The 15182-nt window shown below is 61.2% G+C and carries 12 protein-coding genes; 10 read left to right on the forward strand and 2 right to left on the reverse strand.

All coding sequences use genetic code 11. The features are described from left to right. Positions 1–16 precede the first annotated feature (16 nt). The 3 genes from AACH87_RS10445 to AACH87_RS10455 all read left to right on the forward strand — a co-directional run bounded on the left by AACH87_RS10445 (position 17) and on the right by AACH87_RS10455 (position 2589). Positions 17–1072, forward strand: a complete 1056-nt coding sequence (locus AACH87_RS10445; RefSeq protein ID WP_338798747.1) for a methionine ABC transporter ATP-binding protein — start codon at positions 17–19, stop codon at positions 1070–1072. A 6-nt stretch (positions 1073–1078) separates the two neighbouring features. Next, a complete protein-coding gene (locus tag AACH87_RS10450) occupies positions 1079–1744 on the forward strand; it encodes a methionine ABC transporter permease (protein ID WP_338798748.1) in 666 nt (221 codons plus the stop codon). A gap of 230 nt (positions 1745–1974) precedes the next feature. After that, entirely contained in the window at positions 1975–2589 is a 615-nt protein-coding gene (locus tag AACH87_RS10455; protein WP_338798749.1) for a DUF1566 domain-containing protein, read from the forward strand. A gap of 32 nt (positions 2590–2621) precedes the next feature. Here AACH87_RS10455 and ybaL read toward each other — a convergent pair whose 3' ends face one another. After that, positions 2622–4361, reverse strand: coding sequence for a YbaL family putative K(+) efflux transporter (gene ybaL, locus AACH87_RS10460; RefSeq protein ID WP_338798750.1), 1740 nt, complete (start codon positions 4359–4361; stop codon positions 2622–2624). 385 nt (positions 4362–4746) lie between these two features. Here ybaL and AACH87_RS10465 point away from each other — a divergent pair, with 385 nt between their 5' ends. From AACH87_RS10465 to AACH87_RS10475, 3 genes are all read left to right on the forward strand, one after another. Further along, entirely contained in the window at positions 4747–5838 is a 1092-nt protein-coding gene (locus tag AACH87_RS10465; protein ID WP_338798751.1) for a DUF6817 domain-containing protein, read from the forward strand. Positions 5839–5938: 100 nt separating this feature from the next. Further along, complete coding sequence (locus AACH87_RS10470; protein WP_338798752.1) at positions 5939–6736, forward strand: MetQ/NlpA family ABC transporter substrate-binding protein; 798 nt, start codon at positions 5939–5941, stop codon at positions 6734–6736. 225 nt (positions 6737–6961) lie between these two features. Next, positions 6962–9226: an EAL domain-containing protein gene (locus AACH87_RS10475; protein ID WP_338798753.1), complete on the forward strand. Its 2265-nt coding sequence runs from the start codon at positions 6962–6964 to the stop codon at positions 9224–9226. A 146-nt stretch (positions 9227–9372) separates the two neighbouring features. Here the strand turns inward: AACH87_RS10475 and AACH87_RS10480 are convergent, their stop codons facing one another. Further along, entirely contained in the window at positions 9373–9984 is a 612-nt protein-coding gene (locus AACH87_RS10480) for an FMN-dependent NADH-azoreductase (protein ID WP_338798754.1), read from the reverse strand. 179 nt (positions 9985–10163) lie between these two features. Between AACH87_RS10480 and AACH87_RS10485 the strand changes: the two genes are divergently transcribed. From AACH87_RS10485 to AACH87_RS10500, 4 genes are all read left to right on the forward strand, one after another. Further along, a complete protein-coding gene (locus tag AACH87_RS10485) occupies positions 10164–11105 on the forward strand; it encodes a LysR substrate-binding domain-containing protein (RefSeq protein WP_338798755.1) in 942 nt (313 codons plus the stop codon). Positions 11106–11268: 163 nt separating this feature from the next. Continuing rightward, positions 11269–12168: an HDOD domain-containing protein gene (locus AACH87_RS10490; RefSeq protein WP_338798756.1), complete on the forward strand. Its 900-nt coding sequence runs from the start codon at positions 11269–11271 to the stop codon at positions 12166–12168. A gap of 237 nt (positions 12169–12405) precedes the next feature. Continuing rightward, positions 12406–14226 (forward strand): methyl-accepting chemotaxis protein, encoded by a 1821-nt coding sequence (locus tag AACH87_RS10495; RefSeq protein ID WP_338798758.1) that lies wholly within the window; start codon positions 12406–12408, stop codon positions 14224–14226. Between the two features lie 241 nt (positions 14227–14467). After that, the gene (locus AACH87_RS10500) at positions 14468–15109 is read left to right on the forward strand and encodes a peroxiredoxin (protein ID WP_338798759.1); all 642 of its coding nucleotides are present in this window, start codon (positions 14468–14470) and stop codon (positions 15107–15109) included. Positions 15110–15182: the final 73 nt, after the last annotated feature.

Below are 15182 nucleotides of genomic sequence, written 5' to 3' on the forward strand. Positions count from 1 at the left end.
CGGCGCGTTTGCTTGCATGATTGAGTTACGGGGTATCACCCAGACATACCAGGGCCCAAAAGGCCCGGTGGAGGCCTTGCGGGGCATTGACCTGCACATCACACCAGGCGAGGTGTTCGGCATCATTGGTCGCAGCGGGGCGGGTAAAAGCTCGCTGGTGCGCGTCATCAACCTGCTCAACCGCCCCACGCGTGGCGAAGTGATCGTGAACGGACGGGACCTGACCAAGCTCAGCGATGCCCAGTTGCGAGAGGCACGCAGGGACATCGGCATGGTGTTCCAGCATTTCAACCTGCTGTCGTCGCGCACGGTGTTCGACAACGTAGCCCTGCCGCTGGAGCTGGCGGGCATGGACAAAGCGGCCATCCGCGAGCGTGTGAGCCCGTTGCTGGAACTGGTGGGCCTGGCCGCGCTGGCCGACCGCTACCCCGCCCAGATCAGCGGCGGGCAGAAGCAGCGGGTGGGCATTGCGCGTGCACTGGCCAGCCGCCCCAAGGTGCTGCTGAGCGACGAGGCGACCTCGGCGCTGGACCCTGAGACCACCCGCTCCATCCTCGACCTGCTGCGGCAGGTGAACCGTGAGCTGGGCCTCACAGTGGTGCTGATTACTCACCAGATGCAGGTCATCAAGCAGGTGGCAGACCGCGTGGCCGTGATTGATGCTGGCAGCATCGTGGAGCAGGGCCGGGTGCTGGATGTGTTCACCCGCCCCCAGCAGGCCATTACCAAGAGCCTGATTGACGAAATCCTTCCGCAAGAGCTGCCCGCCAGCGTGCTGCAGCATGTGCACCAGCTTGCGAGCCAGCTGCGCAATTCGGCTCCGGGCCATGTGGGTCAGTTGCTGCGCCTGTCGTATGCGGGCGAGAGCGCTTATCAGCCTGTGCTCTCGCGCATGGTGCGCGAGTTTCAGGTGGACATGAGCATCCTGCACGGGCAGGTGGATGAAATTCAGGACCAGACCTTTGGCTCGCTGGCCTTGTACGCCACAGGCGAGCCCGCCCGCCTGCAAGGTGCTGTAGAGCATCTGCGCGCCAGCGGCGTGGAAGTGCAGGTTGTGGAAAGCGGAGGGTAAGAGAACATGTTTGCGAATTTCACAGAAGCCATGCTGGAGCTGTTTGTCACCTCGCTGTGGGAGACCATCATCATGGTCGGCATTTCTGGCGTGGTGGGAGCCCTTCTGGGCGTGCCGCTGGGCGTATTCCTGCGGTTGACGGACCACGGCGGCGTGCTGCAAAACGGCCCCGTCAACAAGCTGGTGGGCTGGGTGGTGAACGCCATCCGCTCCACGCCCTTCATCATTTTGCTGGTGGCCATCATCCCGTTGACGCGGTTTGTGACGGGCTCTTCGATTGGCACGGCCGCCGCGGTCGTGCCCTTGACCATTGCGGCCGCCCCCTTTGTGGCACGGCTGGTAGAGGCCGCTTTGCGCGAAGTGGACCATGGCCTGGTAGAGGCCGCCCAGGCCATGGGCGCAACCACCAGCCAGATTGTGTGGAAGGTGCTGCTGCCCGAGGCGTTGCCAGGCATCGTGGCAGGGTTGACCATTACCTTCGTGAGCCTGACCGGCTATTCGGCCATGGCCGGTGCCATTGGCGGTGGCGGGCTGGGTGATCTGGGCATTCGCTACGGCTACCAGCGTTTTCTGCCCGAGATCATGCTGGCCGTGGTGCTGGTGCTGATCTTCTTCGTGCAAGCTGTTCAGAGCCTGGGGGACTGGGCTGTGCGCAAGTTGAGCCATCGTTGAGCCTGCCCGCCGAGTTACTCAAACAGCATTGCTCATAATTTAATAGCTGCCGGCGCTTTTGTAACGGGCGCTAGCGGCTATTTTTATTTGGTTTTTGTATCTCTCGTGCGAGATCCGAGACGGTAGCCGGAAAGGGGCAGTGCACGCAGGGTGTGCGCTGCGTCAAACCTTGGCGCGAACAGCTTGTTGTAGGGCTTGCCACTGCGCATCATCGTGAAAGAATGGCTGGCATGACTGTTCCCCATTCTTTATCCCGCACGCACAGCACCCGCTACCTCGCTGCCTTGTGGCTGCTGTGTGCCGTGCTGGCCCCTGCCACCTGCTGGGCGCAGGATGACGAGGAGGCGGTGCCTTTGAAGGTATCAGCCGACGGATCGTATGTGGCAGACCCACGCTTGCGCTTGGCCTGGGCGCGCTGCGTGGAGGGGATGGGCTGGAACGGGAAAACCTGCACAGGCACCCCGCTGATGCTGGACAGGGCAGAGGCTCGAAACCGCGCAGCAGAGCGTGCGAAGGCCGAGGGCGTGGACTGGCGGCTGCCGCGTGCGCCCGAGCTGCAGCACCTCTTCAAGCGCCCGGGACAAAAACCGGGCTTGGACACTGCGTTGTTCCCCGCATCTCCGCCTGATTGGCATTGGACTTCCACCACCGATGTGAAATCGGTACAGCAAAGCCAGTACACCTACGGCAACGTCATGCAAAGCCGCTCAGGAACATCGTCCAATCAGATGTCGTTTCTGCACGGCTGGGCCGTGAACCTGCGCACCGGCGAATCGCGCAAGGATGTGGGCAAAGACACCAAGTTACCCGTGCGACTGGTGCGCAGCCTGACGGAGCAACAGTAACGCTGTCTACTGCGCAGAACGTGAACACGCTCTCAGGCGCCCACACCCGCCGTGGTGTGGCGCTGGCTTGCGGGGGCTTCGTCTGCATGCGCATAGTGGTTCAGCACATGGCGCGCCATGCTCTGGGCCAGGGCTTCATCCCTGACGACCACCGCGCCTACGCCGTCGGCGCGCAACAGTGCCGATTCTTCTTCGCTGTGGCTGCGCACCACCACGTCCACTGCCGGGTTGAGTGCGCGGGCGGTTTCAGCCATCTGGCGTACATGTAGCGTGTCAGGAATGGCGATCACCAGCATGGCTGCATTGGCGATGTGCGCCTGGATCAGTACCTCGGGTTCGGCGGCGTTGCCTGATACAGCGGCCATGCCTTCAGCGCGCAAGGCCTCGACCAGCTCGCGGTTTTGCTCTGCCACCACGAAAGGAATGTTTTCACGTTGCAACGTCTGCGCAATGTTGCGCCCCACCTGGCCGTAACCGACCAGCACCACCTGCCCGCGCAGATATTTGTTCTCGGTGCTCAGGGGCAGCTCGGCGTAGGGGTCTTCACGCTGGGCCAGTGTGCGTGCCAGTTCAGAACGGCGCAGCAACCAGCCTTGCAGCGGTGCAATGGCTGCAAAAAGCAGGGGGTTGAGTGCAATGGAGATCAGCGCGCCCGCCAGCACCAGGCTCATTCCCTGCGCGGGCAGCAGCCCCAGCGCCACGCCCAGCCCGGCGAGGATGAATGAGAACTCCCCAATCTGCGCCAGGCTGGCTGCCACGGTGAGCGCCGTATGCAGCGGGTAGCGAAACGACAGCACCAGTGCCAGCGCTGCCAGCGATTTGCCCAGCATGATGATGGCCACCACGCCCAATACGGGTAGTGGATGCGTGAGCAGGACCATCGGGTCAAACAGCATGCCGACGGAGACAAAGAACAGCACTGAGAAGGCATCCCGCAAGGGCAGGGATTCCTGCGCGGCGCGGTGGCTCAGTGCGGATTCGCGCATGACCGTGCCCGCAAAAAATGCCCCCAGGGCAAAAGACACGCTGAACAGCGCCGAGGCTCCGTAGGCAATGCCAATGGCCGCAGCGATGACGGACAGGGTGAACAGCTCACGCGAGCCCGTCTTGACCACCTGCCACAGAAGCCAGGGCAGCACCTTGCGGCCTGCCAGCAGCATCAGCGCAATGAAGGCGGCCACCTGGATGAAGGTCTGCCCCAGCGTCATCCACAGCGGGCCCGTGGGTGGCTGCTGCGCCGATCCGCCCAGCAATCCGGCCAAGGGCGGCATCAGCACCAGCACGAGCACGCAGGCGAGGTCTTCCACTACCAGCCAGCCCACTGCAATGCGGCCATTCATGGATTCGAGCACGCCACGGGCCTCCAGCGCCTTGAGCAGCACCACTGTGCTCGCACACGACAGCGACAGGCCAAAAATCAGCCCGCTGCCCAGGCTCCAGCCCATCCACCACGCCATGGCCATGCCCAGCAGGGTGGCCACGGTCATCTGCACCACCGCGCCGGGCACGGCCAGGCGGCGCACCGAGAGCAGGTCGCCCAGCGAGAAATGCAGGCCCACACCAAACATCAGCAGCATCACGCCGATTTCTGACAGCTGGGAGGCAATGTGCACATCGGCCACAAAGCCTGGTGTGGCCGGGCCGATCAGGATGCCTGCAAACAGATAACCCACCAGCGCGGGCAAACGCAGCTTTTCCGCAATGAATCCAAACACCAATGCGCCCCCGAAACCTGCTGCGATGGTGGTGATGAGTGTGAGGTTGTGATCCATGATGCTGGTTCCTTGCCTGAGCCAGGCGGTCGGTGGATGGGGTGCGGGCCGCGCGAGGGAGTGCGCAGCCTTAGAGCGGCTAACACAACCCCCCTGGCGTTGTTGTCCCGTCTTGTCGTACCACGTGTACTGCCTGCGACGGAACGCCTAGCCAGGGCCGCTTCGCTGGGTTGTGTGAGCCGCTCTTAGTATGAGGTACGGAGACCGACGCACCAATCCGGGGCTGCACCCATGGGGTGATGAGGGAAGTGCATGACGCATGCCAGGCTATCCGTGGCACGATAGCGCGATCTACAACAGCGGGGCAGGCAAGCCGCCAGGCGCTTATCAACCAGGCGCTGATCTGCCGGTCCTGTCACCCGCAATCACAGGAGACAAGTCCGCCATGAATCTTCCCTTCCACCCTTTGGACCCAGCGCTTTTCGCCCGCGCGCAACCGCTGCTGGACGATGAGTGGCTTAGCCACGACCCGGAGTTGGCCCCCGTTTTGCCCACGGTGCTGGCGCGCAATGTGGGGCAGGACTGGCACAAGGCAGGTACTTTTCGGCACCATCTGGTGGGGGTGACCCGCTCGCTCACCGTCTGGCAGCAGCCGCGTGATGTGCGCCTGCTTGGGCTTTTGCACAGTGTCTATGGCAATGCGTTTGTGGATCTGGTGAAGTTTGATCCTGCCAGCGAACGTGCCCGCCTGCGCGAGCTGGTGGGGGAGTCTGCCGAGCATCTGGTCTACCTTTTCTGCACGCAGTCGCGTACGCAATTTGTGCAGAAGGTGCTGGCCCATGGTCTGGAGGCCGACGGCTCCCTGTGGCTGGACAAGGATGGGCAGCGGCACTGCCTTTCACCCTACGAAGTGGCCGCATTTATCGTGGTGAGCATGGCCGACACCATCGAGCAATGGTTCAGCTGGCAGGACGACATCTACTCCCGCTTTCCGCAGGTGCAGCACCGTCCTCAGGCTGTGCACTGGGCGGCATCCTTGTGGCCTGGGCCGATGCGGCCCACGGGGCGCATGGTGCACCAGATCAACGGGCTGGCCAAGGCGCTGCAGCATCCGGGGCTCAAAAACCTGTTGCCCATGCCACCCGTGTTTGCGCACTGCAGCCAGTACCTGTCGGCTGCCAATGAGGCCGCGGCGGCATCGCTTTACTGGTCCGTCATACAGCAAGACCAGCCCCTGGTGGACCTGGATGTGGCGACCGGTGTGCTGGAAAGCGCCGTGCACCACAACCCCTGGGTGGGCGAGCCGCAGATGGTGCTGGCGCAGTTGTACCTGGCTGCTGGTCGGCATCAGGATGCAAAGGCCGCGGCTGCCAGCGCGTTGCACCTGTTCAGTGCCTGGGGCAACTCTTGGGACAAGCGCGTGCAATGGGATGCCTGGATTGCCTGGACGCGCATCCTGCTGCAGGCCGCAGAAGGCGGCCCGTGGCCTGAGCGCCTAGACAAGCTGAACAACGTAGCGCTACGTCACGTCCGTTGAATTATGTGCATTTGTGGCTAAGGTAATTAAAACTTATTCTTTTGAGTTTTAAGGTGCCTTGCGTACCATCGGAAACATCTCTATTCGAAAGGTGTTTTCCGTGAACAAGCGTTCCCTGCTGCAATCCGCTCTCGCCCTGGCTCTGGCCGCCGGTTTTGCCACCGCTGCCACAGCCCAGGACAAACCCATCAAGGTGGGCGTTACCGGAGGCCCGCACGCACAGATTTTTGAAGTGGTGAAGAAGGTTGCCGAGAAAGACGGCCTGAAGATTCAGGTGGTGGAGTTCAGCGACTACGTTCAACCCAACGCCGCCCTCGCTGCGGGTGACCTGGACGCCAACAGCTACCAGCACAAGCCTTACCTGGACCAGCAGATCAAGGATCGTGGCTACAAGTTTGTATCGCCCGGCTACACCGTCAACTTCCCGATTGGTATCTACTCCAAGAAGGTCAAGAGCCTGGACGAGCTGAAGCAGGGTGCCAAGTTCGGCATTCCCAACGACCCCACCAATGGTGGCCGTGTGTTGTTGGTGCTGCAGGACAAGGGCCTGATCAAGCTGCGCCCCGAGGCAGGCCTCAAGGCCACGCCGCTGGACGTGATCGACAACCCCAAGAAGATCAAGTTCGTGGAGCTGGACGCAGCGCAGCTGCCCCGCTCACTGGATGACCTGGACGCATCGGCCATCAACACCAACTTTGCCTTGTCCGCTGGGCTGAACCCCGGCAAGGATGCGATTGCCCAGGAAAGCGCCAAGAGCCCTTACGTGAACATCCTGGCTATCCGTGAAGCCGACAAGGACAAGCCTTGGGTGGGCAAGCTCGTCAAGGCCTACCACTCGGAAGAAGTGCGCAAGTTCATCCTGACGGAGTTCAAGGGCGCAGTGATTCCTGGGTTCTGAACTTCGCCTTGTCGATTCGACTTTTGCTGACTTTGTGAAGCGGGCTCTTGAGCCCGCTTTTTTTCGTCTGAGATTCCTTTGCGTTTTGCGCTCCCAACGCTGTCGCAAGAAGGGCGTCAGAGGGGGTTAAGACACTTCATGTAAGCTTGTGTAAACCCGTGTTTCAACTTCCCCGAGGGCAGTGGAGCGATGCACAAGGCAGAGAGATGGCTGGTGATGTGCTGGATGGGCCTCGTCGCTGGGCTCTACGCTGCCGCATTGGTCTCTGGCCATCTGCCCGCCCAACTGTTTTATGACAATGCCAGCTGGACGCTGGCTTTTTTATTGGCCGTCTTCCTCTCGTGGCGTGGCTGGGTTATGGCAGCGCCTGTAGATCGCTTTTTGGTGGGCGGGCTGCTGGCTGGCTCGGTGCTGATCTTTCTGGGTCAGGTGGTGTGGAACCTGCAAGTGGCTCTGGACTGGAATCCCTTCCCGTCCCCAGCCGATGGGCTTTTCCTGCTGGCAGGCCCGGTCTGGGCGTTGACCATCATGCGCGTGAGCTTCCAGCGCATGTCACGGGACCGGGTCTATGCCTCTTCTTTGGACTTTGGTGGCGCAGTGTTGTCGCTGCTGGCGGTGACGCTGGTGATTTATGTGCCCAGCGGCGATTTGCGTTCCTTTTTGGTGGGCGCGGTGCTGGTGGCATACCCCGTGAGTTTTCTGACCGCTGCCAGCGTGGCTGTGCTGGCGGTGCCCAGCCTGGGGGTGCGCTTGCGCTGGTGTCAGGTGCTGATCCTGGCGGGTATGGTCTGTTACGGCATCAGCTGGATGCATTGGAATGTGATGGAGCTGCAAGGCCAGCCCGCCCCGGGCAACTGGACGAATGGCTTGTTCTCTCTTGCGGCCATGCTCATGGGCTGGGGGACACGGTTTTTCCGTGGGCACATCAGCACCAACCCTGCATACCGCCAGCGCTGTCATCAGCTCATGAACTGGGTGCCTCTCTTCACCATGGTGATGGCCAGTGCCACGCTGTGGTTCCTCTTCCGGGCGCAGGGGGGCAGCGGAATCCTGCATGCGCTGATTCTGGCCTGCTGCCTGGCGGTGCTGCTGCTGACAGCCCTGCGACAAGCCATTGTGGTGAGCCTGCTGGACCGCCTGCACGCTGCAGAGGCGGCCATTCTTCACAACGAAGAAAAGCTTTACCGCGTTGCGCACTTTGACCCGCTGACCGGGCTGCCCAACCGCCGCTATTTCGAGGATGCGCTGGACCAGGCCGTTCAGCTGGCGGCGCAGCAAGGCCCGTCAGACCAGTGCGTAGCCGTGCTGCTGCTGGATCTGGACCACTTCAATAACGTGAATGAGACCTATGGCCACCGCATGGGCGACAAGCTTTTGCAGGAGGCCGCCCGGCGCATCGCCCAGCACCTGCAGGGGCGCGGGTTTTTGGCGCGGCTGGGTGAGGATGAGTTCATGGTGCTGCTGGCGCGCTCGCACACGCGCAACGAGGTTGCGCAGCTGGCTGCATCGCTGGTGGATCAGTTCATGGAGCCCTGGGAGCTGGCGGGAGTAGGTCCGCAGTTCGTCGGTGCCAGCATCGGCATCAGCCTGTTCCCGGATGATGCCCAGGACGCCGTCACACTGGTGCGCAATGCGCACACCGCGTTGCATGACATCAAGAGCAGTGGACGTGGCTCCTACCGTTTCTACATCGAGGAGCTGACCCGTCAGGCGCAGGAGCGGCAGGAGTTGCGCCGTCGCTTGCATCTGGCTTTGCAGGGCAACGAGCTGAGTCTTGAATACCAGCCCCAGCTGGACCGTCAACGGCAACTGGTGGGCGTGGAGGCTCTGCTGCGCTGGCGCAAGGATGGGCGGTTGGTGCCGCCTGACGAGTTTGTGCCGATTGCTGAAGCCAGCGGGCTCATCATTCCGCTGGGGCGCTGGGTGTTTGAGCGCGCCTGCTGTCAGGCGGCCGTGTGGAGCGCTGCGGGCTACGAGGTGCCTCTCATCTCCATCAACATCTCCACCATCCAGTTGCGCGAACCGGGTTTTGTCAATTCACTGTTGGAGTTGACCAGGGAGGCTGGGCGCAGCCCCGGTGAATTCGTGCTCGAAATCACTGAGTCTGAACTGCTGGAGGAATCGCTGTACGTCACAGCTATGGAGCTCAAGCAGGCGGGCTTTGGCCTTTCCATGGACGACTTTGGCACGGGGCACTCCTCGCTCATCAAGCTCAAGCGCTTGCCACTGGCCGAGCTGAAGATCGACAAAGCCTTCGTCAAAGACATCTGCGTGGATGTGAATGACCGGGAGATCTGCGCCACGGTGCACGCCCTGGCACGCACGCTCAGGCTGGAGGTGGTGGCAGAGGGGGTAGAGACCGAGGCACAGTTTGAATTGCTGGCCGCCATGGGCTGCCACCGTTTTCAGGGCTGGCTGTTTGCCAAGTCACTGACGCCGCAGGAACTGCAGGCACATTGGTTGCACCGGCCTGAGGCTTTGGTGGCCTGATCGGCGCAGTTCCAATGACTTGCTGAGCGAGTTGCAGGAAAAAATGGCTGTAGCGCCCATGAATAAAGCGCAAGGCGCTATGTAAAACATAGCGCCTTGCGCTTTTGCAGGGTTGCGATCTGGCGAGATCGCAGCGTTTATTGCCCTCAGGCGGCCGCTGTGCTGATGTGCTGGGTAGCCGCAGCCATGGCCTGTGCCTTGGCGTCTGGGCCCATGGCCACGCCTTCGGCGCGCACAAAGCGCACATCGGTCACACCGAAGAAGCCCATCACGGTTTGCAGGTAGCTTTCCTGATGCTCCAGAGCGCGGCCACCTTCGCTGGTGGAATACACGCCGCCACGGGCAGAGGCCACGATCACGATCTTGCCCTTGGCCAGACCCTCTGGACCGTTGGCGCCGTACTTGAACGTGCGGCCTGGCTGGGCAATGCGGTCAATCCAGGCCTTGAGCTGCGTGGGAATGCCGAAGTTGTAGAACGGAGCACCAATCACCACCACATCTGCGGCCAGGAACTGGCTTACCAACTGCTCGGACACTGCGTTTTCGCGCTGCTGGCTTTCGCTCAGGCCCTCCGTCTGGCCGGTGCGTGGAGCCATGGCATCCATGGTGAAGTGAGAAGGCGCATTGGCCACCAGGTCCAGGTACGTGACTTGCGTGTCTGGATGGGCAGCCTTCCAGGCAGCAACGGTCTGTGCTGTCAGTTGGCGAGAAACAGAGGCGGCGCCGGCGATGGAAGAGTCGATGTGAAGCAGTTGCATGGTTGTTCTCCGATAGGCGGCATACCGTTTGCCGCGTTAGAGAGATTGTGGATGTGCTCAAAACATTTGATAAGCACCCGCAAACGCGATAGATTGTTCCAATATTGGAACGATGTGTATTTTTTTTGGCCTTTTGGCCTGTGGCCCTTTGCTCAGAGTTGGAGAACAGAGAGACAACCATGCAGGACCTGAACGACATGCTGTACTTTGCGGAGGTGGTGGAGCGCGGCGGCTTTGCGGCGGCCGGGCGCGCGCTGGGCATTCCCAAGTCGCGTCTTTCGCGCCGGGTGTCCGATCTGGAAGCTCACCTCGGTGTGCGCCTTTTGCAGCGCACCACCCGCAAGCTGTCTCTCACAGAAGTGGGTGAAGCCTTTTTGCGGCATTGCCAAGCCATGCGGGAATCCGCCCAGGCAGCGCAAGACATCGTGGCCCAGGTGCAGACCGAACCCCGCGGAACGGTGAGGGTGAGCTGCCCCGTGACACTTGCGCAAACCGTTCTGGCCGAGCTGATGCCCACCTTTTTGGCCCAACACCCTTTGGTGAGGGTGGAGATGCAGGTTAGCAATCGCGCCGTCAACGTGGTGGAGGAGGGGATCGATGTAGCACTGCGGGTTCGCCCTTCGCTGGAAGACAGCGCCAGCATGGTCGTCAAGCGCCTGGACCAGGCCACGCAGGTGCTGGTGGCCAGCCCCGATTTGCTCAACCGGCAAGGGACGCCTGCTACCTTGGACGATCTTGCGCGCATGGACAGCATGGCCATGTCGGCGGTGGATGGCAAAGCATCGTGGAACCTGTTGGGCCCCGGGGGCGTGCACCAGGTGGTGCACTACACCCCTCGCTACGTGGCTGACGATCTGCTGACCCTCAAGCTTGCGGCATTGGCAGGCACCGGCATTTGCTGGTTGCCCGACTACATGTGCCAGGACGAGATGCGCGAACGCAGGCTGGTGCGCGTGTTGCCCGACTGGGCTCCGCCCCCTGCGATCGTGCACGCGGTGTTTGCCTCTCGCCGGGGCCTCTCGCCTGCGGTACGCCGGTTTCTCGATTTTTTGGGCGAGACCATGCCTGGGCGCAACAGTCTTCCGCGTCGCACAGACTCGTCAAACCGGCCAGGAACCTAGTATTTAACTTTGTGGTAACGGTGAGCGTGCGCTCTCAACGCGGGTGCGACCCATCTTCGGTGCGCATCCGACACACCGCGTCTGTTGAAGGGCTTTTTATGCGGGAGCGTCCCGCTTTTGGCGGCACAATGCAACGAATTGAAACCGTCCTGAAAGCGCCTCCATGTCCGCTTCGGTACCTGAGCGTGTAGCCGCCGTGACCTCTCATTTGATCGACCAAGATATCCAGAAGGCCCGGGCACACCCCAGCGTGCGCGCGATCGTCATTCCACCGTGTCCCGAGTCGCTGGTGCGCTTGCAGGAAATCATCGCCGCGCCTGAGCTGGATTCAGCGGCGCTCGAACAACTGGCTTCCTCTGATGTGGCCATGGCCGCTGCGGTGATCCGCACTGCCAACAGCCCTTTGTACGGTTTGGCCCAGCCCGTCCAGACCGTCGGCATGGCGCTCATGGTGCTGGGCCTGCAGCCTGCCGTGGAACTGCTGTCTGCCTTCATCACCCGCAACGCTTTGCATGTGAGAACCCCCTTGCTTGAGCATTTCTGGGAAAGCTCACAGCGCAAGGCCATTGCTTGCGAACACATCGGGCGCCAGCTCTACAGCTTCGACCCGGGACTGGGTTACAGCTTCGGCCTGTTTTGCCATGTCGGCATGCCCGTCCTGGTCAAGGCGGTGCGTGGATATTCAGGCACGGTGACAGAGGCCCTGGCCCGCAAGGATCGAACCTTTACCCAGACAGAAAACGCTGCGCACCGCACGGACCATGCTGTCATGGGCGCCATCGTGGCCCGCACCTGGCACTTGCCTCCCGAAGTGGCCCAGGCCATCTGGCTGCACCACGATTTTTCATGCCTGCATGACGAGCGCTTCGACCCCACGGTGCGCCATCTTGTGGCCTTGGGCTTGCTGGCGGAGTTTCTGGTCAACCACCACGAAAACCTCGCGCCCACCCGCGAATGGACGCAACATGGGCAGGCGTGCATGGATCATCTGCATGTATCCCAGGATGAGCTGGATCACTGGATTGATGAGCTTTATCCCGCGTTCGAAGCGGTGACCTTGTAAACCATTTGCCTTACCGGGCTCGCCCCAGCAAGCATTTTCTGTCGGGGTTTTGGCGCATTTCCATTCGTGCGCATAAGTCCTATTTACGAGCCATTCTCATCATTATCTGGGCTTGTTTGCCTGATTTCTGTTGCCAGGATGCGTCGAATCAGTTCTGAGGGATATTGGTTTTACGGTATAAATTTTTAACAGCTTGGTTGCGTTTCCGTTGCTTTGATTTCCCCACTCTGAGCTCCTATGAAAAACCTGAAAATTTCGACAAGACTGACAGTTGCATTTGGCATTCTGGTGTTACTCATGATCGTCTTGGGAAGTGTGAGCTGGATACGTTCCGCTCACCAGAAGGCCGAGCTTGATGATGTGTTGAAGACTCGAATTCCCGTTACCAAGGCTTTAGGAATTCTGGAAGACGGAGTCAGCAGCCAGGCCATCCAGTACCGAAATCTGGTCATTTTTGATTCGCCTGAAATCAATGGTCGCGCCAATGATGTGATAACCAAAGCCAGGCAGGCTGTTACAGCACAGTACAAACAGCTAGAAGAACTGGTGACTTCAGACGAGGGTAAAGCCATTCTCAAAAAAATGACCGCGCAAAGAGGTGACTTCATCAAGCACGCGGATGAGTTTCTTGCGCTGATCAAACAGGGTAATAAAGAAGAGGCTTCCAAATATCTGGAAACGCAGTTGCGGCCAGCGCAGATTGCCTATCAGGCCACCATCAAAGAGCAGATTGAGCTGCAGGCAAAGCGCACGACAGAAGCTGGAAGTCGTGCAGAGGATGCCCTCCATGCCCTGCAACGCGACGTCCTGATCGCGATGGCTCTGGCCATCGGCCTTGCAATAGCGCTGGCCCTGGCCATCATCCGCTCCATCACCGCACCGCTCAATCGCGCAGTCGTCATCGCAGACCAGGTTGCCGCAGGCGACCTCACAGCCCCCATCGAAGTCACCTCGCAAGACGAAACCGGCCAGCTGCTGAGCGCCCTGGCCCGCATGCAGCAAAGCCTCGTGCGCACCGTCTCCGTCGTACGCCAGAACTCCGAAAGCGTCGCCTCCGCCAGCGCCCAGATCGCCTCCGGCAACAACGACCTGAGCGCACGCACCGAACAGCAAGCCAGCGCCCTGCAGGAAACCGCAGCCTCCATGGAAGAGCTCGGCTCCACCGTGCGGCAAAACGCCGACAACGCCCGCACCGCCAACCAGCTGGCCATGAACGCCTCCAGCGTGGCAGAGCAAGGCGGCTCCGTCGTTGCCGAAGTGGTGGAGACCATGAAAGGCATCAACGCCAGCAGCAACAAGATTGCCGACATCATCACCGTCATCGACGGCATCGCCTTCCAGACCAACATCCTGGCGCTGAACGCCGCAGTGGAAGCCGCCCGTGCAGGCGAACAAGGCCGCGGCTTTGCCGTGGTGGCCGGAGAAGTGCGCAGCCTCGCCCAGCGCAGCGCAGAAGCCGCCAAGGAAATCAAGAGCCTCATCACCGCCAGCGTAGAGCGCGTAGAGCAAGGCAGCCTCCTGGTAGACAAGGCCGGTGAAACCATGACCGAAGTCGTCACCGCCATCCGCCGCGTCACCGACATCATGGGCGAGATCAGCGCCGCCAGCAGCGAACAAAGCCAGGGCGTAGGCCAGGTGGGAGAAGCCGTCACGCAAATGGACCAGGCCACCCAGCAAAACGCAGCCCTGGTGGAAGAAATGGCCGCAGCGGCAGCCAGCCTCAATGGTCAGGCTGGAGAACTCGTCAACGCCGTGGCTGTCTTCAAGCTCGCACAAGACGCCAGCTACCGCAGCGCAGCCCCTGCGCAGAGCATCAGCCGTGCCGCAACACCGGCCTACAGCGCCAAGAGCGCATTGGCAGGCAAAACTGGCCAGACAGCAGCCAAGCTGGGCAAGACTCCAACCAACAAGCCAGCGGCCAGCCTGGCGGCACCAGTGGCCAAGGCAGCGCCAGCGCCCGGTGGGGCGACAAACACTGCGGCGGCAGGGGGCGCGCCCAAGGCTGCAGCCGGTGCCAAGACAGCCGGTGGGGCGGATGATGAGTGGGAGAGCTTCTAAGCCCTATGAATGCAGAGGCGGCAGCTGAGCCTGCTCATCCGGTTTAACAGCCTCAACCTCGCATCTGAACCAGCAAAGGCACGCCTCGGCGTGCCTTTTTTCGTCTGGGTCGTCTTCGCTGGCGATGAGAGGTGGATGAAGTTTCTTTAGATAACTTCGAGATTAAGTAACGCCTATATATTCGTTTGGGTTTTAAGTGTGGCTGTCCACAATCAGGCTTCATTTATCAAGGGAGCCATGCATGACTACGCTGCGCCTGGGCGATACCGCCCCTGATTTCACCCAAGACTCCACTGCCGGGCCCATCCGCTTTCATGAGTGGGCGGGCAATTCGTGGGTGGTGCTGTTTTCCCATCCTGCGGATTTCACCCCCGTGTGCACTACCGAGCTGGGCAAGACGGCGGCCTTGGGCTCCGAGTTTGCCAAGCGCGGTGTGAAACCGATTGCGGTGAGCGTGGACCCTGTGGATTCCCACCAGCGCTGGGTGCATGACATCAATGACACCCAGAACACCACGGTGAACTTTCCCATCCTGGCAGATGCAGACCGCAAGGTGGCAGATCTGTACGACATGATCCACCCCAACGCATCCACCACGGTGACGGTGCGCAGTGTGTTTATCATCGACCCCAAAAAGGTGATCCGCACGACCTTTACCTACCCGGCCAGCACCGGGCGCAATTTCGATGAAATTCTGCGGGTGATTGACTCCCTGCAGCTGACCGACAGCCACAAGGTCGCCACGCCCGCCAACTGGAAGGATGGCGACGACGTGATCATCGTGCCCAGCCTGCAGGACCCTGCCGAGATCGCCCAGCGCTTTCCCAAGGGGTTCAAGGCGGTGCGCCCCTACCTGCGTATCACTCCCCAGCCCAACAAATAAGCATGCCTTCCCAAGGGCGGCAGTGCAGACGCGCAGTTCTGCCACCGCCATACCTTGGGCCGGACCGAAGGGA

Origin of the sequence: Acidovorax sp. DW039 (assembly GCF_037101375.1) — a bacterium.
Taxonomy (GTDB): Bacteria; Pseudomonadota; Gammaproteobacteria; order Burkholderiales; family Burkholderiaceae_C; genus Acidovorax.

Excerpts from the sequence above, each read along its gene's own strand:
- ybaL (WP_338798750.1), bottom strand. The coding sequence starts at position 4,361 with ATGGATCACAACCTCACACTCATCACCACCATCGCAGCAGGTTTCGGG.
- AACH87_RS10485 (WP_338798755.1), top strand. The coding sequence starts at position 10,164 with ATGCAGGACCTGAACGACATGCTGTACTTTGCGGAGGTGGTGGAGCGC.
- AACH87_RS10480 (WP_338798754.1), bottom strand. The coding sequence starts at position 9,984 with ATGCAACTGCTTCACATCGACTCTTCCATCGCCGGCGCCGCCTCTGTT.
- AACH87_RS10455 (WP_338798749.1), top strand. The coding sequence starts at position 1,975 with ATGACTGTTCCCCATTCTTTATCCCGCACGCACAGCACCCGCTACCTC.
- AACH87_RS10475 (WP_338798753.1), top strand. The coding sequence starts at position 6,962 with ATGGGCCTCGTCGCTGGGCTCTACGCTGCCGCATTGGTCTCTGGCCAT.
- AACH87_RS10450 (WP_338798748.1), top strand. The coding sequence starts at position 1,079 with ATGTTTGCGAATTTCACAGAAGCCATGCTGGAGCTGTTTGTCACCTCG.
- AACH87_RS10445 (WP_338798747.1), top strand. The coding sequence starts at position 17 with ATGATTGAGTTACGGGGTATCACCCAGACATACCAGGGCCCAAAAGGC.
- AACH87_RS10495 (WP_338798758.1), top strand. The coding sequence starts at position 12,406 with ATGAAAAACCTGAAAATTTCGACAAGACTGACAGTTGCATTTGGCATT.
- AACH87_RS10490 (WP_338798756.1), top strand. The coding sequence starts at position 11,269 with ATGTCCGCTTCGGTACCTGAGCGTGTAGCCGCCGTGACCTCTCATTTG.
- AACH87_RS10500 (WP_338798759.1), top strand. The coding sequence starts at position 14,468 with ATGACTACGCTGCGCCTGGGCGATACCGCCCCTGATTTCACCCAAGAC.
- AACH87_RS10465 (WP_338798751.1), top strand. The coding sequence starts at position 4,747 with ATGAATCTTCCCTTCCACCCTTTGGACCCAGCGCTTTTCGCCCGCGCG.